This window comes from Moorena sp. SIO3I8 (assembly GCF_010692325.1).
GTDB lineage: Bacteria > Cyanobacteriota > Cyanobacteriia > Cyanobacteriales > Coleofasciculaceae > Moorena.
Genome location: NZ_JAAHHW010000141.1, coordinates 1 through 16,713, shown reverse-complemented (window position 1 = coordinate 16,713; position 16,713 = coordinate 1). Strand labels below are relative to the sequence as shown.

Annotated in this window: 18 protein-coding genes; 10 read left to right on the top strand and 8 right to left on the bottom strand. The window is 43.4% G+C overall.

Translation table 11 applies throughout. The features are described from left to right. The first annotated feature begins 137 nt into the window (after positions 1–137). The 3 genes from F6K51_RS31370 (at position 138) to clpB (ending at position 4,002) form a co-directional block, all read left to right on the top strand. On the top strand, positions 138–515 hold the full coding sequence (locus F6K51_RS31370) for a helix-turn-helix domain-containing protein (RefSeq protein ID WP_293028014.1): 378 nt from the start codon (positions 138–140) through the stop codon (positions 513–515). A gap of 120 nt (positions 516–635) precedes the next feature. Beyond that, positions 636–767: a hypothetical protein gene (locus tag F6K51_RS31365; RefSeq protein WP_293028011.1), complete on the top strand. Its 132-nt coding sequence runs from the start codon at positions 636–638 to the stop codon at positions 765–767. Positions 768–1,329: 562 nt separating this feature from the next. Next, positions 1,330–4,002, top strand: a complete 2,673-nt coding sequence (gene clpB / locus F6K51_RS31360; RefSeq protein ID WP_293028008.1) for an ATP-dependent chaperone ClpB — start codon at positions 1,330–1,332, stop codon at positions 4,000–4,002. On the opposite strand, the gene F6K51_RS31355 is transcribed toward clpB, so the two are convergent. Then, on the bottom strand, positions 3,995–4,249 hold the full coding sequence (locus F6K51_RS31355; RefSeq protein WP_293028005.1) for a hypothetical protein: 255 nt from the start codon (positions 4,247–4,249) through the stop codon (positions 3,995–3,997). The genes clpB and F6K51_RS31355 overlap by 8 nt on opposite strands. A 20-nt stretch (positions 4,250–4,269) precedes the next feature. Next, positions 4,270–5,832 (bottom strand): MBOAT family protein, encoded by a 1,563-nt coding sequence (locus F6K51_RS31350; protein WP_293028003.1) that lies wholly within the window; start codon positions 5,830–5,832, stop codon positions 4,270–4,272. A gap of 529 nt (positions 5,833–6,361) precedes the next feature. Here F6K51_RS31350 and hpsE point away from each other — a divergent pair. The 4 genes from hpsE (at position 6,362) to F6K51_RS31330 (ending at position 10,306) form a co-directional block, all read left to right on the top strand. Continuing rightward, positions 6,362–7,357: a hormogonium polysaccharide biosynthesis glycosyltransferase HpsE gene (hpsE, locus tag F6K51_RS31345; RefSeq protein ID WP_293028001.1), complete on the top strand. Its 996-nt coding sequence runs from the start codon at positions 6,362–6,364 to the stop codon at positions 7,355–7,357. A gap of 36 nt (positions 7,358–7,393) precedes the next feature. After that, positions 7,394–8,521, top strand: a complete 1,128-nt coding sequence (locus tag F6K51_RS31340; RefSeq protein WP_293027999.1) for a glycosyltransferase family 2 protein — start codon at positions 7,394–7,396, stop codon at positions 8,519–8,521. A 159-nt stretch (positions 8,522–8,680) separates the two neighbouring features. After that, positions 8,681–9,670, top strand: a complete 990-nt coding sequence (locus F6K51_RS31335) for a glycosyltransferase (protein WP_293027997.1) — start codon at positions 8,681–8,683, stop codon at positions 9,668–9,670. 306 nt (positions 9,671–9,976) lie between these two features. Further along, positions 9,977–10,306: a hypothetical protein gene (locus tag F6K51_RS31330; protein WP_293027994.1), complete on the top strand. Its 330-nt coding sequence runs from the start codon at positions 9,977–9,979 to the stop codon at positions 10,304–10,306. Positions 10,307–10,407: 101 nt separating this feature from the next. Here the strand turns inward: F6K51_RS31330 and F6K51_RS31325 are convergent, their stop codons facing one another. From F6K51_RS31325 to F6K51_RS31310, 4 genes are all read right to left on the bottom strand, one after another. After that, positions 10,408–10,662 carry a hypothetical protein gene (locus tag F6K51_RS31325; protein WP_293027991.1) on the bottom strand — a complete coding sequence of 85 codons (255 nt, stop codon included), beginning with the start codon at positions 10,660–10,662 and terminating at the stop codon, positions 10,408–10,410. An 81-nt stretch (positions 10,663–10,743) separates the two neighbouring features. Then, positions 10,744–10,899 carry a hypothetical protein gene (locus F6K51_RS31320; RefSeq protein ID WP_293027988.1) on the bottom strand — a complete coding sequence of 52 codons (156 nt, stop codon included), beginning with the start codon at positions 10,897–10,899 and terminating at the stop codon, positions 10,744–10,746. 271 nt (positions 10,900–11,170) lie between these two features. Next, entirely contained in the window at positions 11,171–12,352 is a 1,182-nt protein-coding gene (locus F6K51_RS31315; RefSeq protein WP_293027985.1) for a glycosyltransferase family 4 protein, read from the bottom strand. Between the two features lie 47 nt (positions 12,353–12,399). Further along, a complete protein-coding gene (locus F6K51_RS31310; protein WP_293027981.1) occupies positions 12,400–12,567 on the bottom strand; it encodes a hypothetical protein in 168 nt (55 codons plus the stop codon). A 179-nt stretch (positions 12,568–12,746) separates the two neighbouring features. On the opposite strand from F6K51_RS31310, the gene F6K51_RS31305 reads away from it, so the two are divergent. Beyond that, positions 12,747–13,727: a sulfotransferase domain-containing protein gene (locus F6K51_RS31305; RefSeq protein ID WP_293027977.1), complete on the top strand. Its 981-nt coding sequence runs from the start codon at positions 12,747–12,749 to the stop codon at positions 13,725–13,727. A 12-nt stretch (positions 13,728–13,739) separates the two neighbouring features. Here the strand turns inward: F6K51_RS31305 and F6K51_RS31300 are convergent, their stop codons facing one another. After that, positions 13,740–13,901, bottom strand: a complete 162-nt coding sequence (locus tag F6K51_RS31300) for a hypothetical protein (protein WP_293027974.1) — start codon at positions 13,899–13,901, stop codon at positions 13,740–13,742. A gap of 77 nt (positions 13,902–13,978) precedes the next feature. Between F6K51_RS31300 and F6K51_RS31295 the strand changes: the two genes are divergently transcribed. Both F6K51_RS31295 and htpG read left to right on the top strand, forming a co-directional pair. After that, on the top strand, positions 13,979–14,260 hold the full coding sequence (locus tag F6K51_RS31295; RefSeq protein ID WP_293027971.1) for a hypothetical protein: 282 nt from the start codon (positions 13,979–13,981) through the stop codon (positions 14,258–14,260). A 277-nt stretch (positions 14,261–14,537) separates the two neighbouring features. After that, positions 14,538–16,538 carry a molecular chaperone HtpG gene (gene htpG / locus F6K51_RS31290; RefSeq protein ID WP_293027968.1) on the top strand — a complete coding sequence of 667 codons (2,001 nt, stop codon included), beginning with the start codon at positions 14,538–14,540 and terminating at the stop codon, positions 16,536–16,538. On the opposite strand, the gene F6K51_RS31285 is transcribed toward htpG, so the two are convergent. Further along, positions 16,513–16,713: hypothetical protein (locus F6K51_RS31285; RefSeq protein WP_293027965.1), on the bottom strand; the 201-nt coding region annotated here is incomplete at its 5' end. The genes htpG and F6K51_RS31285 overlap by 26 nt on opposite strands.

Genomic DNA, 16,713 nt, shown 5'->3' with positions numbered 1-16,713 from the left:
GCTGCCATCAACAGATACACTGGAGCACTCCGAAAGGAGAGGATATCTAGGAGCTGGGTGAGGTGAAAGTCTCACGCCCAGTTCTGAAGGAGAGGTGCCCTGGGTAATACCAGGCATCGACTCTAACCGTCTTAGCAGTGAATTTACTGAGGCAACACGCAGCTACCAAACCTCAGTTGCCAATTTACCAGGGTGGCTTACCCCTGCGTCAACTACAGCAAATTATAGATTACATTGATACAAATTTAGATCGAGATATTAAACTGGCAGAATTAGCTCGATTGCTAGACATGAGCCAATTCCATTTCAGCCGTCTATTTAAGCAGTCAATTGGCATGTCTCCCTACCAATACTTGATTCAGCAACGGGTAGAACGGGCGAAGCAGTTGTTGAAACTAAAAGACCGATTAATTGTGGACATTGCCTTAGAGTGTGGGTTCAACAGCCACAGCCATTTGAGCAAAAAGTTTCGAGAATTTACCGGCATGACACCGAAAGCTTACAGAGCAAATTAGTAAGCATTAAGCCGTCAGTTATCAGCTATCAGCTAATGCGCTACGCGCATTAGCTGATAGCTTACCTTAGTCCTCTCTTGGGTGTGGTCAGAGCGCCAACATTGGTTCCTAGGGGTGAAGATGGGAGTTTACTATAAACCGAAAGAACCGACTATTGTCCCTGATGGTTTCGTGACATCTCCCGACGCTGCCAAGCGCGGGACAGCGCGGGCTTCTTACCAACTCCAGCTACTGCGTTCGGATACTCGATAAGCTTTATTAACGACACGGTCAGAAGTTACCGCAAGAATAGGGCAGCCTTTATGGTTAGTCGGTTATGCGTAAAGGGTTAAAACTTTATGATTAAGGCTGCCCTATTCTAAGGTTTCGTCTCCGGGATGCCCCTCCGCGCCGGAACAATACAAAAAGTTCTATATTTAGTTGGTAGGTGGCGGTTAGCTCTTAATTTATTTTCCCTACCATTCCTACTATATCACATTGGTAAGCTCCGTTGGGACCCTTGCCCCGCGCTTCCCATACGACACTTACCCAGCGATGCAGCGCGGTCATGGGGGTTCCCCCCATGACCGCGCTGCATCAAGACAATGAAGGTAACGTGCGGGGCTTCTCGCGGTTCAACGGTTAGCGGATTATCTCAAAACAATGGGGATTGATCCAGAAACCCTACCGTGAATGGGAATCATAACCGTCAACCTTTGATCAGTAATAATCTATCCTTGATCAATTTAAAACCCGACTTTCCGGATATAGGGTAAAAGGGATTGCTATACTAACCACAGCATAGATGGTAAAAAAGCGAGATTTGTTGTAAGATATGCAGCCCACTGACGCCAACAAGTTTACTGATAAAGCCTGGGAAGCGATTGTTAAATCTCAAGATGTCGCCCGTCGCTGCAAAAATCAACAGCTGGAAGTCGAACACGTTGCGATCGCATTGTTGGAACAAGATGGGCTACCCAATCGAATTCTATCCCGTATCACTGTTGATGTTAACCGGTTTCAGCAACAACTGGAAAATTTTGCTAACCGCCAACCTAAGGTCGCTAACCTAGACCAATTGTACCTGGGTCGTGCTTTAGACGTGATGCTCGATAATGCGGAAGCCTATCGCAAGGCTTTGCAGGATGACTATATTGCAGTAGAACATCTGTTACTGGCTTTAGCGGTGGATGAACGGGTAGGACGCCGCTTGCTCAAAACCTATAACCAGGATGCGGCAAAGCTCGAAGCCGCCATTAAAGCCATCCGAGGCTCTCAAAAGGTCACAGACCAAAATCCCGAATCCCGTTACGAAGCCTTGGAAAAATACGGGCGGGATTTGACCGAAGCCGCTCAAGCCGGAAAACTTGACCCAGTGATTGGTCGGGATGAGGAAATTCGTCGGGTGGTTCAGGTGCTCTCTCGTCGGTCGAAAAATAATCCCGTGTTGATTGGAGAGCCAGGGGTAGGAAAAACTGCGATCGCAGAAGGACTAGCCCAACGAATTGTGAATGGGGATGTCCCAGAATCCCTGAAAAACCGCCAGCTGATTTCCTTAGATATGGGCAGCTTGATTGCAGGTGCTAAATATCGGGGGGAATTTGAAGACCGACTTAGAGCTGTACTCAGGGAAGTGACCCACTCAGATGGTCAAATTGTCCTGTTTATCGATGAATTGCACACCGTAGTCGGAGCTGGTGCTAGCGGTGGCACTATGGATGCAGGGAATTTACTCAAACCAATGCTAGCTCGGGGAGAATTGCGTTGTATTGGAGCAACTACCCTTGATGAGTACCGTAAGCATATTGAAAAGGATGCTGCTCTAGAACGTAGGTTTCAGCAAGTCTATGTTAAGCAACCAACTGTAGAAGACACCATTTCGATTTTGCGGGGACTCAAAGAACGCTATGAAGTCCATCACGGGGTTAATATAACCGACTCAGCCTTGGTAGCAGCAGCTACCTTATCCCAGCGCTACATTAGTGACCGATTTTTACCCGATAAAGCCATTGATTTGGTGGATGAGGCTGCAGCCAAAATCAAAATGGAAATTACCTCCAAGCCAGTAGAATTGGAAGCGACTGACCGCAGGCTGATGCAGCTGGAAATGGAAAAGTTATCTCTAGAAGGGGAAGATAAGCGAACCACTGCCACCACCGCCACCTATAGTTCTGCCCAAGAACGGTTAGAGCGCATTGAAAAAGAAATTGTGGTTTTACGGGGAAAACAGGAACAACTCAATAAACAATGGCAATCGGAAAAGCAACTGTTACAAGACATCAGTGCCTTAAAAGAGGAAGAAGAACACTTAAGGGTACAAGTGGAACAGGCAGAACGGAATTATGACCTGAATAAGGCAGCCCAGCTAAAATATGGCAAATTAGAAGCTTTACAGCGGGACCGGGAAGCCAAAGAAAGTATGATGCTGGAACTCCAATCGGGAGGTAGTGCTCTGTTGCGAGAACAAGTCAGTGAATCCGATATTGCCGAAATTGTGGCCAAATGGACCGGAATTCCCCTGAAGCGATTGCTGGAATCAGAGCGCCAGAAGTTATTACAGCTCGAAGGACATTTACATAAACGGGTGATTGGGCAAACAGAAGCCGTTTCTGCTGTGGCTGCTGCCATTCGTCGCGCTAGAGCAGGGATGAAAGATCCCGGGCGTCCCATTGGTTCCTTCTTGTTTATGGGACCAACTGGGGTCGGTAAAACCGAATTAGCTAGAGCACTGGCTCAGTTTCTGTTTGACAGCGAAGAAGCTCTGGTGCGGATTGATATGTCCGAGTATATGGAAAAACACGCAGTTTCTCGGTTAGTAGGTGCCCCACCAGGATATGTAGGGTATGAAGAAGGAGGACAACTGTCAGAGTCCGTGCGTAGGCGTCCTTACTCAGTAGTATTGCTCGATGAGGTGGAAAAGGCACACCGGGATGTATTTAACATTTTGTTACAGGTACTTGACGACGGACGAATTACCGACTCCCAAGGCAGAACCGTCGATTTCCGGAATACCATTATTGTCATGACCAGCAATATTGGCAGTGAGCATATTTTGGGAGTAGCTGGGGATGATTCCAAGTATGAGGAAATGCGCAAACGAGTGACAGAGTCTTTGCGATCGCATTTTCGCCCAGAATTTGTGAACCGGGTCGATGATGTGATCATATTCCATACCCTAACCAAGGATGAATTGCGGAAGATTGTCGGGATTCAACTCAAACGGATTGAGCGGCTGTTGGCAGAGCAAAAGATTACCCTGGCAATGTCTGAGCAAGCTCAAGATTATCTGACCGACGCTGGATATGATCCCGTCTATGGTGCTCGTCCCTTGAAGCGGGCAATTCAGCGGGAGTTAGAAAATCCCATTGCTACTAAGATTTTAGAAAATATGTTTATCGAAGGGGATACCATTTTCATTGATTGTGGAGATCAGGGGCTTACATTTAGTAATAAAGTACCCAGTAAACCAGTAACAGCTAGTGAATCAGTTGTTCCAGCGGTTAGTTAAGAGCAGGGAGCAGGGAGCAGGGAGCAGGGAGCAGCGGAATAGGGAACAGGGAACAGGGAACAGGGAACAGGGAACAGGGAACAGGGAACAGAGGGAACAGGGAACAGGGGGAAGAGTTTGGGTTACCTGGATCTGCACCTTCAAAGCCCTGGAAACCACAACCGTTGGTGATCTGACTCCCCGCGCCCCTGCCCCACACTTCCCCATCTCCCCATCTCCCCCTCTCCCCATCTCCCCATCTCCCCATCTCCCCATCTCCCCACACCTTTAAAACTGGAAGTAAAGAAATTCGGACACTCTGTTAAGAGATAGTAGGCAAAATGTAGCGATTAAGCCAATACCTGTTGCCCAGTACCAGCTAGGCTTGAAGTGTTCCATGATTTGCTGGGTATTAGGCAAAAAGGTAACCCCTAGGATTAGTCCGAATAGTACCATAAAGGTCTTTTCTAAACCTATAGGTGGCAGAAGAACGTTCATCTCTTGCCACTCCTGAAATTGGATGCCTAAGGGGGTTAACCAACCCAAGGTATTTTGATAAGTAGTAGGCAAGATAACGCCCTTGAGTCCTACCATTGCCTGTAATATTCCTAAACCATCACTAATACTAGTTGCCCGAAACAATACCCACGTACTCACCACTGCTAAAAATGTCAGGATCCAGGCTATAATTTTCGGCATCGATAGCTTCATTTGCCGCCAGCTATGATTAATTACCAAAAATAAGCCATGGAGTCCCCCCCAAATCACAAATGTCCAGCCAGCACCATGCCACAATCCTCCGAGAAGCATTGTGGCTAATAAGTTACCATATTGACGTAGACGACCGCGACGATTACCACCAAGAGGAATATACAGGTAATCCCGGAGGAAATTGGATAAGGTAATGTGCCAACGTCGCCAAAAGTCACTGATAGATCTCGCTTTGTAGGGTGAATTAAAGTTAATCGGTAGGCGGATATTTGTGATTAATCCTAAGCCAATTGCCATGTCAGAGTAGCCGGAAAAATCGAAATACAGTTGAAAGGTATAACTCAATGCCCCAACCCAGGCTTCTACAAAGCTGAGTTGGTCAGTATTGTTAAAAATAGTGGCTACCCAGGGAGATAGATTATCTGCGATCGCAACTTTTTTACCTAAACCTAGGATAAAGAGGCTCAGCCCCATTCCCATGTTTTTCCAGGAAAACAGGCTATTGCGTAACTTCTCAAACTGGGGCAATAGTTCATCGTAACGGAGAATTGGACCGGCTATCAGTTGGGGAAAGAAAGACACAAACAGGCTATAGGTCATAAAATTATACCTACACTTTTTCGTTTCCCCACGATAAGCATCAACAATATAGGCAATTTGGGTAAAGCTATAAAAAGAAATTGCTAAGGGGAGTAAGATTGGTGGAATAGTGATACTTGTGCCTAAAATATAGTTTAATGAATCTACGAAAAAATTAGCATATTTGAAATAGCCCAAAATCGCTAAATTAAAGCAAATACCTATCCAAAGCAGCAGTTTCGTTTGCTGTTTATAACTAATTACTGTAGATACTAGGCTTGAGATTTTATCGGGTTTATCAGGAGCCGCATTATCCTCTCCACTTCCTTCGTCTAACAGAATTACTAGCTTCTCTATCTGTTTACCAATGACATAGTTACCACTAATTGAAATTATTAACAGAGGCAGATAAGCAATTTTCCAATAACCATAAAAAAATAGGGATGCTAACGTCATCCATACCCAGGTTGCTTTAACCACACGGAAGCGACTTAAGCCAAAAAAAACCACCAGGGTAATGGGAAGAAAGCCGAAGATGAAAGCGTATGAGTTGAATAACACGGTAGATGACTCTTGGTAAGTAGGAAATGCTAGGAATATTGCTGTTTGTTAACAGTCAATAGTGAATAGTTAACACTAACTAGTCAAAACGAAACAGTAAACAGTCAACACTAAAGAGTCAACGGTCAACACTCAAAAAATTTTTGGATAAGGGAAAATTATTTTATAAACACCCTGCATGTCCCTTACCTAGTCCGGTGTCAATGGTTCTAGTCAATGACGTCCATACTCAAAGGTTTTTAGGTAAGGGAAAATAATTTGTAAACACCCTGCATGTCCCTTACCTTGTCTAGACCACGAGTTATATGGGTAAGTTCACCCATGCTGGCCAATGGGATCGCCCTTGAATTCCAGGAAAATACAGTTGTTGATCTTATCATAATTATGATTGAGTGGGTGAAGGAGGTTCTCTCCATCAATCTCAAATCACCAATCAGGATATCTCAGGATATCAAATTATGCTTCTATTAGTTGAGCCAATTTGGCAAAATTGTGGTGATTTACTAACAAAGCTAGATGAGCTAGTTCTATGGCTGTTGACTTTACTGTAGCGATTCCGACCTATAATGGGGCGAAGCGTTTACCATTACTGCTCGAACGACTGCGATCGCAAACTTTCCTCAACTCCATCAGTTGGGAAATTATTGTTGTTGACAACAATAGTAGCGATGATACTGCCCAGGTTATTCAAGACTATCAAAGCAATTGGGATTTATCTGTCCCCTTAAGATATTGTTTTGAACTCGAACAAGGATCAGCATTTGCCAGGTTGCGAGCTGTCCAGGAGGCTAAAGGTGAATTAATCGGTTTTTTAGATGATGACAATTTACCTGATCCCAACTGGATTGCTGCAGCCTATAGCTTTGGTCAAAAGTATCCTAAGGCAGGAGCCTACAGTGGTCAAATTCACGGTGATTTTGAAGTCGAACCCCCAGAAAATTTTGATCCCATCAAGCAATTTCTCGCAATTCGGGAACATGGACCAAACCCCCATCCCTTTCAACCCGAGCAAATCAGGCTACCCCCAGGGGCAAGCTTAGTCGTTCGTAGACAAGCTTGGCTCGATAGTGTGCCACCTCGTCCCAGTTTGACAGGCAAACTACCCGGATTATTCGTCCAGGGGGATGATTATGAGCCATTGCTGTATATGTACAAAGCAGGTTGGGAAATTTGGTATAACCCAGCCATGCATAGCTATCATCAGATTCCCCAGTGGCGTCTTCAGAGAGATTACTTGCTCACTCTCGCTCGTGGCTGTGGTTTGGCCACATGTCAGCTCCGCCTGATTAATGCTACCTTTTGGCAAAAGCCTATAGTAATTACCAAAACCTTATTGGGAAATTTGCGCCGATTTATCCTACATTTCCTTAAGTATCGAGGACAATTTAAAACTAATCTCATTGCTGCCTTTGAACTAGAATTCTTCTGGGGCAGTTTGCTCAGTCCATTTTTTACTATTAGAAAGCTTTTACAAAATAAGGGAACAGGGAACAGGGAACAGGGAACAGTGGAAAATAATAGTTGACGCACATACTATCATTATAACACTTTTTTAATAGGTATGTTTAGATTAAAAAAAATCATATTCAATGAAGTACAAAAACTAATTTTTCCGACTCCCGATTCCCGATTCCCTACTCCCTATTCCCTATTCCCTATTCCCTACTCCCTACTCCCTACTCCCTTTGCTAAAATGACTCAAATATCCTTAATTATTCCAGTTAGAAATAGGCAACACTATACTCAGAATATTCTGAGTCAAATTTTTCAGCAAATTCCTCAAGCAAATACCGATAATACCTCAGTTATCTCAGTCATCATAGTAGATGATGGTTCCACAGATGGCACCCCAGACATGATTAGACGTCAATTTCCCAATGTTTACTTAATTGAGGGAGATGGCAATCTTTGGTGGACAGGTGGAATTTGTCTCGGGATGAACTATGCCATAGATAAATTAGACTCCGATTACCTAGTCTGGCTAAATGATGATATTTCTCTGTCAGACAATTTCCTTAACAACCTGATTGATATTTGTCAATCTCCACTGTACAATAATACAATTGTTGGGGGTATTGTCCGGGATAAAACCTATTCCGATTGGATTGTGTTCAGTGGCATGCATAAAAAACAGCCAATTCGGAGTATGGATTATTTTGCGACAGCAGAAGCTAGGTCAGTCGATACCCTAAATGGTAATATAGCTATCATCCCCAGAGCAGTCGTCGATAAAATTGGATTTCCAGATGCTGATAGATTCCGGCATTACGGCGGTGACTTTGAGTTTGTTAGTCGTGCTCATAAATCAGGATTTAACGTGATTTTGTCAAGTAAACTCCAAGCCACTACTGATTATAATTTAAATGACTTGATTCGTTATATGCCCCCTTTACTACAATGGTATCTTCAACCGAATACAGCCAAAAGACTAGAGATATTGAAAGGATTCACTAATTTAAAGTCAAATTATAATATCTGGCATATGGTCAATATAATTTATGAAGAATCACACCATGTACCTTTCTGGAGGTATGCTATTTCCTATGTTAGGCAAGTTATTAAACTGTTAGTCAGTGATTTTTTACTCAAGAGTAAAACCGAAACAACTCTCAAAACCTATTTGAAGCAGCAAAATGCTCCAGAAGAAACTATTAAGGGGCTAATGAACCATAGAACTAAATCAGTATAGCATTGTCAGCTATCAGCTATCAGCTATCAGCTATCAGCTATCAGCTATCATATTAAACTAAATACTTAAATTTTTTCCTACTCCCTACTCCCTATTCCCTACTCCCTGCTCCCTGCTCCCTACTCCCTACTCCCTTAATGTCAGAACCATGAAATTTAAATGAAGGCCAGCTTAATATCTATAATTATACCAGTTTATAATGACGAAAAAACTATCAAACAGACTATTCAATCTGTTTTAAATCAGACATTTACGGATTTTGAAATAATTGTCATTGATGATGGCTCCCAAGACTCGACAGGGGAAATAATTTATAGTATCAAAGATGTTCGATTAAAAATTTTTTCCTATCCCAATGCTGGTGTCAACTCAGCCCGTAATCGTGGATTATCCCATGCTTCAGGGGACTATATTGCTTTCCTAGATGCCGATGATCTCTGGCATCCAGATAAATTAGAGTTCCAGTTAAAGGCTTTAGAGGCAAACCCCCAAGCCGCCGTTGCCTATAGTTGGACAGATTATATCGATGAATCAGGTCAGTTTGTGCGGCGGGGTAACCATATCACTCTCAATGGTAATGTTTATCCTCAGCTCTTGCTAACTGATTTTTTGGAAAATGGTTCTAACGTCCTGATTCGTAAGAAAGCATTTGACACAGTTGGTCAATTTGATGAATCCCTAACCCAGGCAGAAGATTGGGATATGTGGCTGCGGCTCGCAGCTCGTTATCCCTTTGTAGCTGTACCATACCCACACATTTTATATCGAGTCTCAGCTAATTCAGCCTCTTCTGATACTTCCAAGATGGAAGCAGGTTGCTTACAAGTAATTGAACGAGCCTTTGCTGCTGCTCCTGATTCTCTACAATATCTGAAAAAGCACAGCCTCGCTAACCTGTATAAGTACCTAATTTTCAAGGCTTTTGAATCATTTCCAGAACGACACATAACCCTAGCCGCACTCCGATTTCTTTGCCATGCCCTCAGACATGATCCAACCTTATTACTGGCAAAGGTTACCTTAAAAGTATTGCTGAAAATTATCCTATTACTTATATTACCTGCTCCTCAGTCTACCGCATTACTGAATCGATTTCCAGGATTATTTAATACTAGCACTATTCTCGGATATCTGCGAACAGAACCTTAGAGCATCTTGGTTTTAGGGAGCTTCGGAGCAGGCAAGTGTGGGGAGATGGGGAGATGGGGAGATGGGGCAGATTTTTATTAAGGGTAATTATCCGGAGATGATATTAGTGATTGGCTCAAGACAATACTAATGGTGCGAGGTTTGGTGTTGATGAGCTGAGCCTGTTAATAACTTTCAACATAATAACCTTTAACATAAAATAGCAATTCTCTCTCCGATTAGGGACAAAGCGATCCCCCTAAATCCCCCTTAAAAAGGGGGACTTTGAGATTTATAAATGTACCTCATCAATGCAATAAACTAACCTTGGCCAAAAGGCCACGCTACGCGAACAACCTGCTAACCTTAAACACTAATAACCTTGGCCTTTTGGCCACGCTACGCGAACAACCTACTAACCTTAAACCTACTAACCTTAAACTTACTAACCTTGGCCTTTTGGCCACGCTACGCGAACAACCTACTAACCTTGGCCTTTTGGCCACGCTACGCGAACAACCTACTAACCTTGGCCTTTTGGCCACGCTACGCGAACAACCTACTAACCTTGGCCTTTTGGCCACGCTACGCGAACAACATACTAACCTTAAACCTGCTAACAAAAAAAATAGCCGCAGAAATACTTTCCACGGCTAGGAATTTTCGCTTATGCACTCAATTTTATTACCAATCTGTTCGCGTAGCGAACAGACCGGAGCCTTTGGCCGGGGGGGAAACCCCCCCAGAAATTTAAGGTGTTAACGCCAAATCCAGTATCTCCTCATCATCGTAATAAATTGCCCTGGAATTCCAGTGGGCTGAAGAGGACTCCACTCCGAAAGCTGTGCATAGCCCATGGCATTAAGGATATGCATGGTATGGCTTATTTGCTGGCGAGTTCCCTTCAGAATATACGGAACAAGGAATTCTTTTTCGGAAAACTCCTCAGGAGTAATCTTCGGAGTGATATCCTCTGGATTGTTGTCTGAATTTGGCAGAAAATTGTGATGCATAGTCGAAACAATGTTTTTAACTTAATAAATATAATCCTAATGATTACTAACATATTTGTCAAGGGTTTTTAGAATTTTTTTTTAGGGATAATTTAAAGGAAACGAGGAAATCGGGAATCTGAAATCGGGAATCGGGAATCGGGAATCGGGAATCGGGAATCGGGAATCGGGAAAATATCGGAAGCGTTCGCGTAGCGTGACATGCAGGTCAATCGCGTAGGGTGACATGCAGGTCAATCGCGTTTTTTTTTAATTAAAATTACCGATAAAATCGGTTAGCTAAAATTGTAATAACAAGTTAGCGTTAGCGTAGCGTGACATGCAGGTCAATCGCGTAGCGGCTCTTTGCTGAGCATCGCGTTTTTTTTCGGAGTAATATTACCGAAAGCTTCGACAACAGTAAATTTGTAAAATCTGAAGTTCCCTACTCCCTACTCCCTACTCCCTACTCCCTACTCCCTACTCCCTACTCCCGATTCCCTACTCCCTACTCCCTACTCCCTACTCCCTACTCCCTACTCCCTGTTCCCTTTGCCATTAATCTACACCGTTCAATCATATCAACATAGGCGGTTGATAACTGCTGCCAACTAAACCTTTCATAGACCTTGCGATGACAATTTTTACGCTTACTATCGTTATACCCTTCACTCAATACTTGAGTAATTAAATTAGCTAAACTTCCAGTTAATTCAAAATTAGCGAAATATCCTTCATTGCCTAAAACAAAGTGAGTAATGTCATAATCATGAGCTAAACAAGGTAAACCATGGGACATCGCCTCGACAATTACTCGTGGTAATCCTTCATGGAGAGAAGCTAAGACGAAAATATCAGCAACTTTATAGTAATTCGTTACCTGCTCACGAGCAACAGTTCGCACTTGAAACTGATCAACCCCTAATAGATATTCCCCAAGCTGAATAATTTCCGGTGATTCAAAATCCTGTTGACCTAATAATAATAGGAATGGTCTAGGTTTTGGCAAACTCGCTACTTCATGAATGATGTAGTCCATGCGTTTATGATACTTGTTAATCGCTGCCACAGAAAGAATTAACGGTTGCTGTTTCGGTAGTCCTAATTTCTCTCGTAAAGCCTCTCGTTCTAATGGTGACAGTATCTGTAATTTGGAAGGGATGAAGAATCCAGAGGGAAGTAGACTTTGTTTCTCAACAGGCTCTCCATAGGTTAACGCCTGTTTATAGTGAATTGGTGTTAACTGCTGTACATGATCCCAACGGTAAAAAGGAGGAGAGAAGGCTCCTCCATTACGGAAAAGCAGCTTATAACTCTGTTTTGTCAAACGCCGCCAGTGCCACAGTAGATAGCCTAAGCCATCATCACTGAAGTAAATTACCTCTGGACGTTCACGATATATATGTGATAATAAACTTACGATAAATGATGCTTGTTCAATAAAGTAGCCTTCTTGTCTGACAAAATAGTCACCTTTTTTTAAAAAGTTACTTAATTGCTTAACCAATCTTCCCAGTTGACCGGCCATCCAACTATACCGTGGTAGATTCCATAATGTAATCATTTTTTCTTGAGACTTACCTCCTCCTTTAAACAGGGTGATATCAAGAGAAGATTCCTGAGATAAAGCGGCGAAGCACTCTTGGGCAAACGATTCATAGCCCCGCTGGATATGACCCAGACCAGAACAGATTATAAAAACTTTAGTCATGGTATATAGCAGTTATCAATATGGGTGAGGTACTTTCGTCTTGGGTTTTAGGGAGCAGGGAGCAGGGAGTAGGGAGTAGGGAGTAGGGAGGGTGGAGTGGTAAAAATTATGTGTATCTCATGAATGAGTCTGAGAATTGCTATAGCGGATTTATTTATCTTGGGTATATAGTTAAATTGTATAGCGCTGCGCTCAGGGAATAGGGAATTGATCACTTTGGTTTTTTTGTTAAAATAGCTTTTTTTATAGTAATGACGTAAACAGGATTTTTTGGCAATTCCGAAGTTCCCGACTCCCGACTCCCGACTCCCGACTCCCTACTCTCTACTCCCGACTCCCGACTCCCGACTCCCGACTCCCTTTTGTTAACATCTAAAATTAACCTATAATAATTATGATACTTAACGGGATTTTAGTTAGATCAATCATTGTTGGTGCTTGGTCTTTTGTCAAGAGCAAACTACCACCAGAAGGAAGACGAAAACTAGGAACATTCCTAGGACGAATGGCTCAAAAGCCTCTAATCACTAGTCTAGTGCGTTGGTATGATCAACGGTCAGTGGATGCCTATCTGATTTCATTTCCTAAATCTGGACGAACCTGGCTCAGATTGATGATTGGACGGGTATTAGAAAAGCATTTAGGTCTAACTGACCCCAAAATTATGGAGAGAATATTGGAGTTGGAAACCTTAGCACCATTGCACCCTGATGTCCCAAAAATTCGAGTTATTCATGATGATGAACCAGAATGGAAAAAGCCTGATGAACTTGTTCAAAGTAAGGCAAACTATAAAAATGCTAAGGTAATTCTATTAGTCCGAGACCCTAGGGATGTAGTAGTATCTATCTACTTTGAACATACTAAACGGGTGGGACACTATGCTCACATCATGCAGCAAGTAGACTCTCTGAAGCAGTATGCTGAACGAATTAAACCCTATGAGGGGGATTTGCCTAGCTTCATTCATGAGTCAGTGGGGAGCTTTGATACCTTGATTCGGTATTACAATATATGGGAAGCTAATCGCTATCTACCGAAAGATTTTTTGCTGGTGCGTTATGAAGATATCCAAACAAATACAAAAAAAGAATTGAAGCGGGTTTTAGAATTTTTAGGTGTTAAATCAGTTCGGAATGAAGTAATTGAGGAAGCTGTTAACTTTGCCTCCTTTAAGAATATGCGCCAGATGGAACAAAACCGGACATTTAAATCCGATCGCTTGACTCCAACTGACCAGCAATATCAAGAGTCTTACAAAACTCGTAAAGGAAAAGTGGGAGGATTTACTGAATATTTAAATCAAGAGGATATTGATTATCTGAATTCAAAAATGGAGGAAAATTTATCTTATTTTTACCACTACAAACCCTGAAGCTGTTGTGGGTTATGATACTAAGTAGCGGTCAAAGGTACAACTTTCTATTGCCCCAATCTCCCCATCTCCCAATCTCCCCATCTCCCCATCCCACCAATCTACTATCTTTGAATGCAACTCGGTATCAGGTGTGGGGTGTTTAGCGATCGCGTAGCGTGACAAGCAAGTCAATCGCACTCAAGGCAAGTGGGCTTATTCAACAGGCTAGACTAAACTAGTGTATATATCTAGCTAGTCGGCTATTAAAAATGATTCTTAACCAAAACTTCCAGGTCATTGATAATGCTGCCCAAATTGATGAGCACTTTTGTTTAAAATTAGAACCGGAAGCTAAGGCAAAAGTCTACCGAGTCTTGATCAACGATACAGGACAAATCCTACTCGATCCAATTCCAGAAGAAGAACAGTGGTTATGGCAAAATCCCGAAACCCTGGCGCAGGTGAAACGAGGTATCCACCAAGCAGCAGAAGGGAAAGGAAAATATTTAGGTGATTTTGCTCAATATGCTAGCATGGAGATTGATGACTAGTGGATTTTCGGTTGGAATTTCAATCTGAAGCTGAACAAGCAGCTGACTGTTTTGGCTATTACCTCTCATCCCTAGCCAGGAAATTTTTCATTGTTGTCCCTATCCCAACCATGTTCTGTAGATTTGGGGGGTTAGGGGGGCGAAACCAAATAAACTTCACTAGTCCTACCCAAGATACGGAAATCCGAATCCCTATCGGTGGACAACCCCATCTGTCGTATCAAAAGTTATCCCTCAGAATCGTTAAAGGGACATTCATATAAATATACCTATACCAATGACTGTACTGGAACAAGGCACAATCACGATTCATACTGAGAATATCTTCCCGATTATCAAGAAGTCTCTCTACACCGATCACGAAATCTTCTTGCGGGAGCTGATCTCCAACTCAGTGGATGCCATCCAGAAGTTGAAGATGGTCTCTTATGCTGGGGAGATTGACGGGGATGTGGGAGACCCGGAAATTAAAATTACCATTGATAAGGATAAGAAAACTCTCTCCATCTCAGATAACGGCATTGGGATGACTGCCGATGAGGTGAAAAAGTATATTAATCAAGTTGCTTTTTCTAGCGCTGAAGAATTTATCCAGCAGTACCAAAAGGAAGCTGACCAACAGATTATCGGTCACTTCGGATTGGGTTTCTATTCTGCTTTCATGGTGGCTCAGAAGGTGGAAATTGATACCCTGTCTTATCAATCAGGAGCTTCCGCAGTTCATTGGGCCTGTGATGGTTCTCCAGCCTTTGAACTATCGGATTCTGAGCGGACGGAACGGGGTACTACCGTTACCCTGACCATGCAAGAGGAGGAACAGGAGTACTTAGAACCCTCACGGATTCGTCAGCTAGTCAAATCCTACTGTGATTTCATGGCAGTGCCCATCAAGCTGGAAGATGAGGTGATCAACAAGCATGAGGCACTGTGGAAGAAATCCTCAAGAGACCTGACCAAAGAAGACTATCTAGAATTCTATCGCTATCTTTACCCGTTCCAAGATGAACCCTTGCTGTGGGTACATCTAAACACAGATTATCCTTTCTTGCTTGATGGCATTCTCTATTTCCCTAAACTGAAGCCAGACGTGGATGTGACTAAGGGGCAAATCAAGCTTTTCTGTAATCAAGTGTTTGTGAGTGACAACTGTGAGGAAGTAATTCCTAACTTCCTGATGCCACTGCGAGGGGTGATTGATAGTCCTGATATTCCCCTGAATGTTTCCCGTTCTGCTCTGACCAAGGACAGGACAGTGGCTCGGATTGGTGACTTTATTGCTAAGAAAGTTGGCGATCGCTTAAAGCAACAGTATCAAGATGAGCGGGATCAGTACATCCGTTCCTGGCAAGATGTGGGTACATTCGTTAAGTTTGGCTGCATCAATAGCGATAAGTTTAAGAAACAAGTAGAAGATATTGTGATCTTCCGCACCACCTATCAACCGGTGGAAAGTTCCGAAGCTCCAACCACTGACAGCCCTAAGGTAGAGGTGCAATCCCAAGATGGGGATGCTTGGGAGGATGTCACTCCAGATGCTGGCACAGAAGAGGTGAAGTCTTCCTCTTCTCAACCCTACACTACCATCAAAGAGTATCTAGAGCGCAATAAAGAAAATCACGAAAATCGGGTATTCTATTGCACTGATGAGGCTAGCCAAGCCACTTATGTAGAACTGCACAAAAATCAAGGGTTAGAAGTCCTATTTATGGACTCCTTTATCGACACCCACTACATTAGCTTCTTGGAACGGGAATATACAGAGGCTAAGTTCTCTCGGGTGGATTCGGACCTGGATGATACCCTTGTTGATAAGGAGCAGGAAAAAGAGATTGTTGACCCGAAGACCAACAAAACCCGTTCTGACCTGATTAAGGAACTGTTCGAGCAAGCGATTAATAAGCCTAAGGTCAATGTTCGGACTCAAGCCCTCAAGTCTGATGACCCCCAAGGCACCCCACCGGCAATGGTATTGTTACCGGAAGCAATGCGCCGTCTACAGGAAATGACTGCCATGATGCAACAGGAGTCGGTACAGTTCCCAGAGGAACATATTTTAGTGGTCAATACCACCCACCCACTGATTCAGAATCTAGTCAACCTCAGTCAAAGCAGTATTATTCAGAGTGGCGGTCAGTCTCCCTCAGCGGAATTGGCTAGCATGATTTGTCAGCATGTCTATGACCTGGCACTGATGGCCCAGAAAGGCTTTGATGCCGAAGGCATGAAGGCGTTTGTGGAACGGTCGAATAAGGTTATGACGCGCTTGACGCAACAGTAATCGGGAGTAGGGAGTAGGGAGTAGGGAGTAGGGAGTAGGGAGTAGGGAGTAGGGAGTAGGGAGTAGGGAGTAGGGAGTAGGGAGTCGGGAGTCGGGAGTCGGGAGTCGGGAGTCGGGAGTAGGGAGTCGGGAGGAGGGAGTAGGGAGTGGGGAGTCGGGAGTCGGGAGTCGGGAA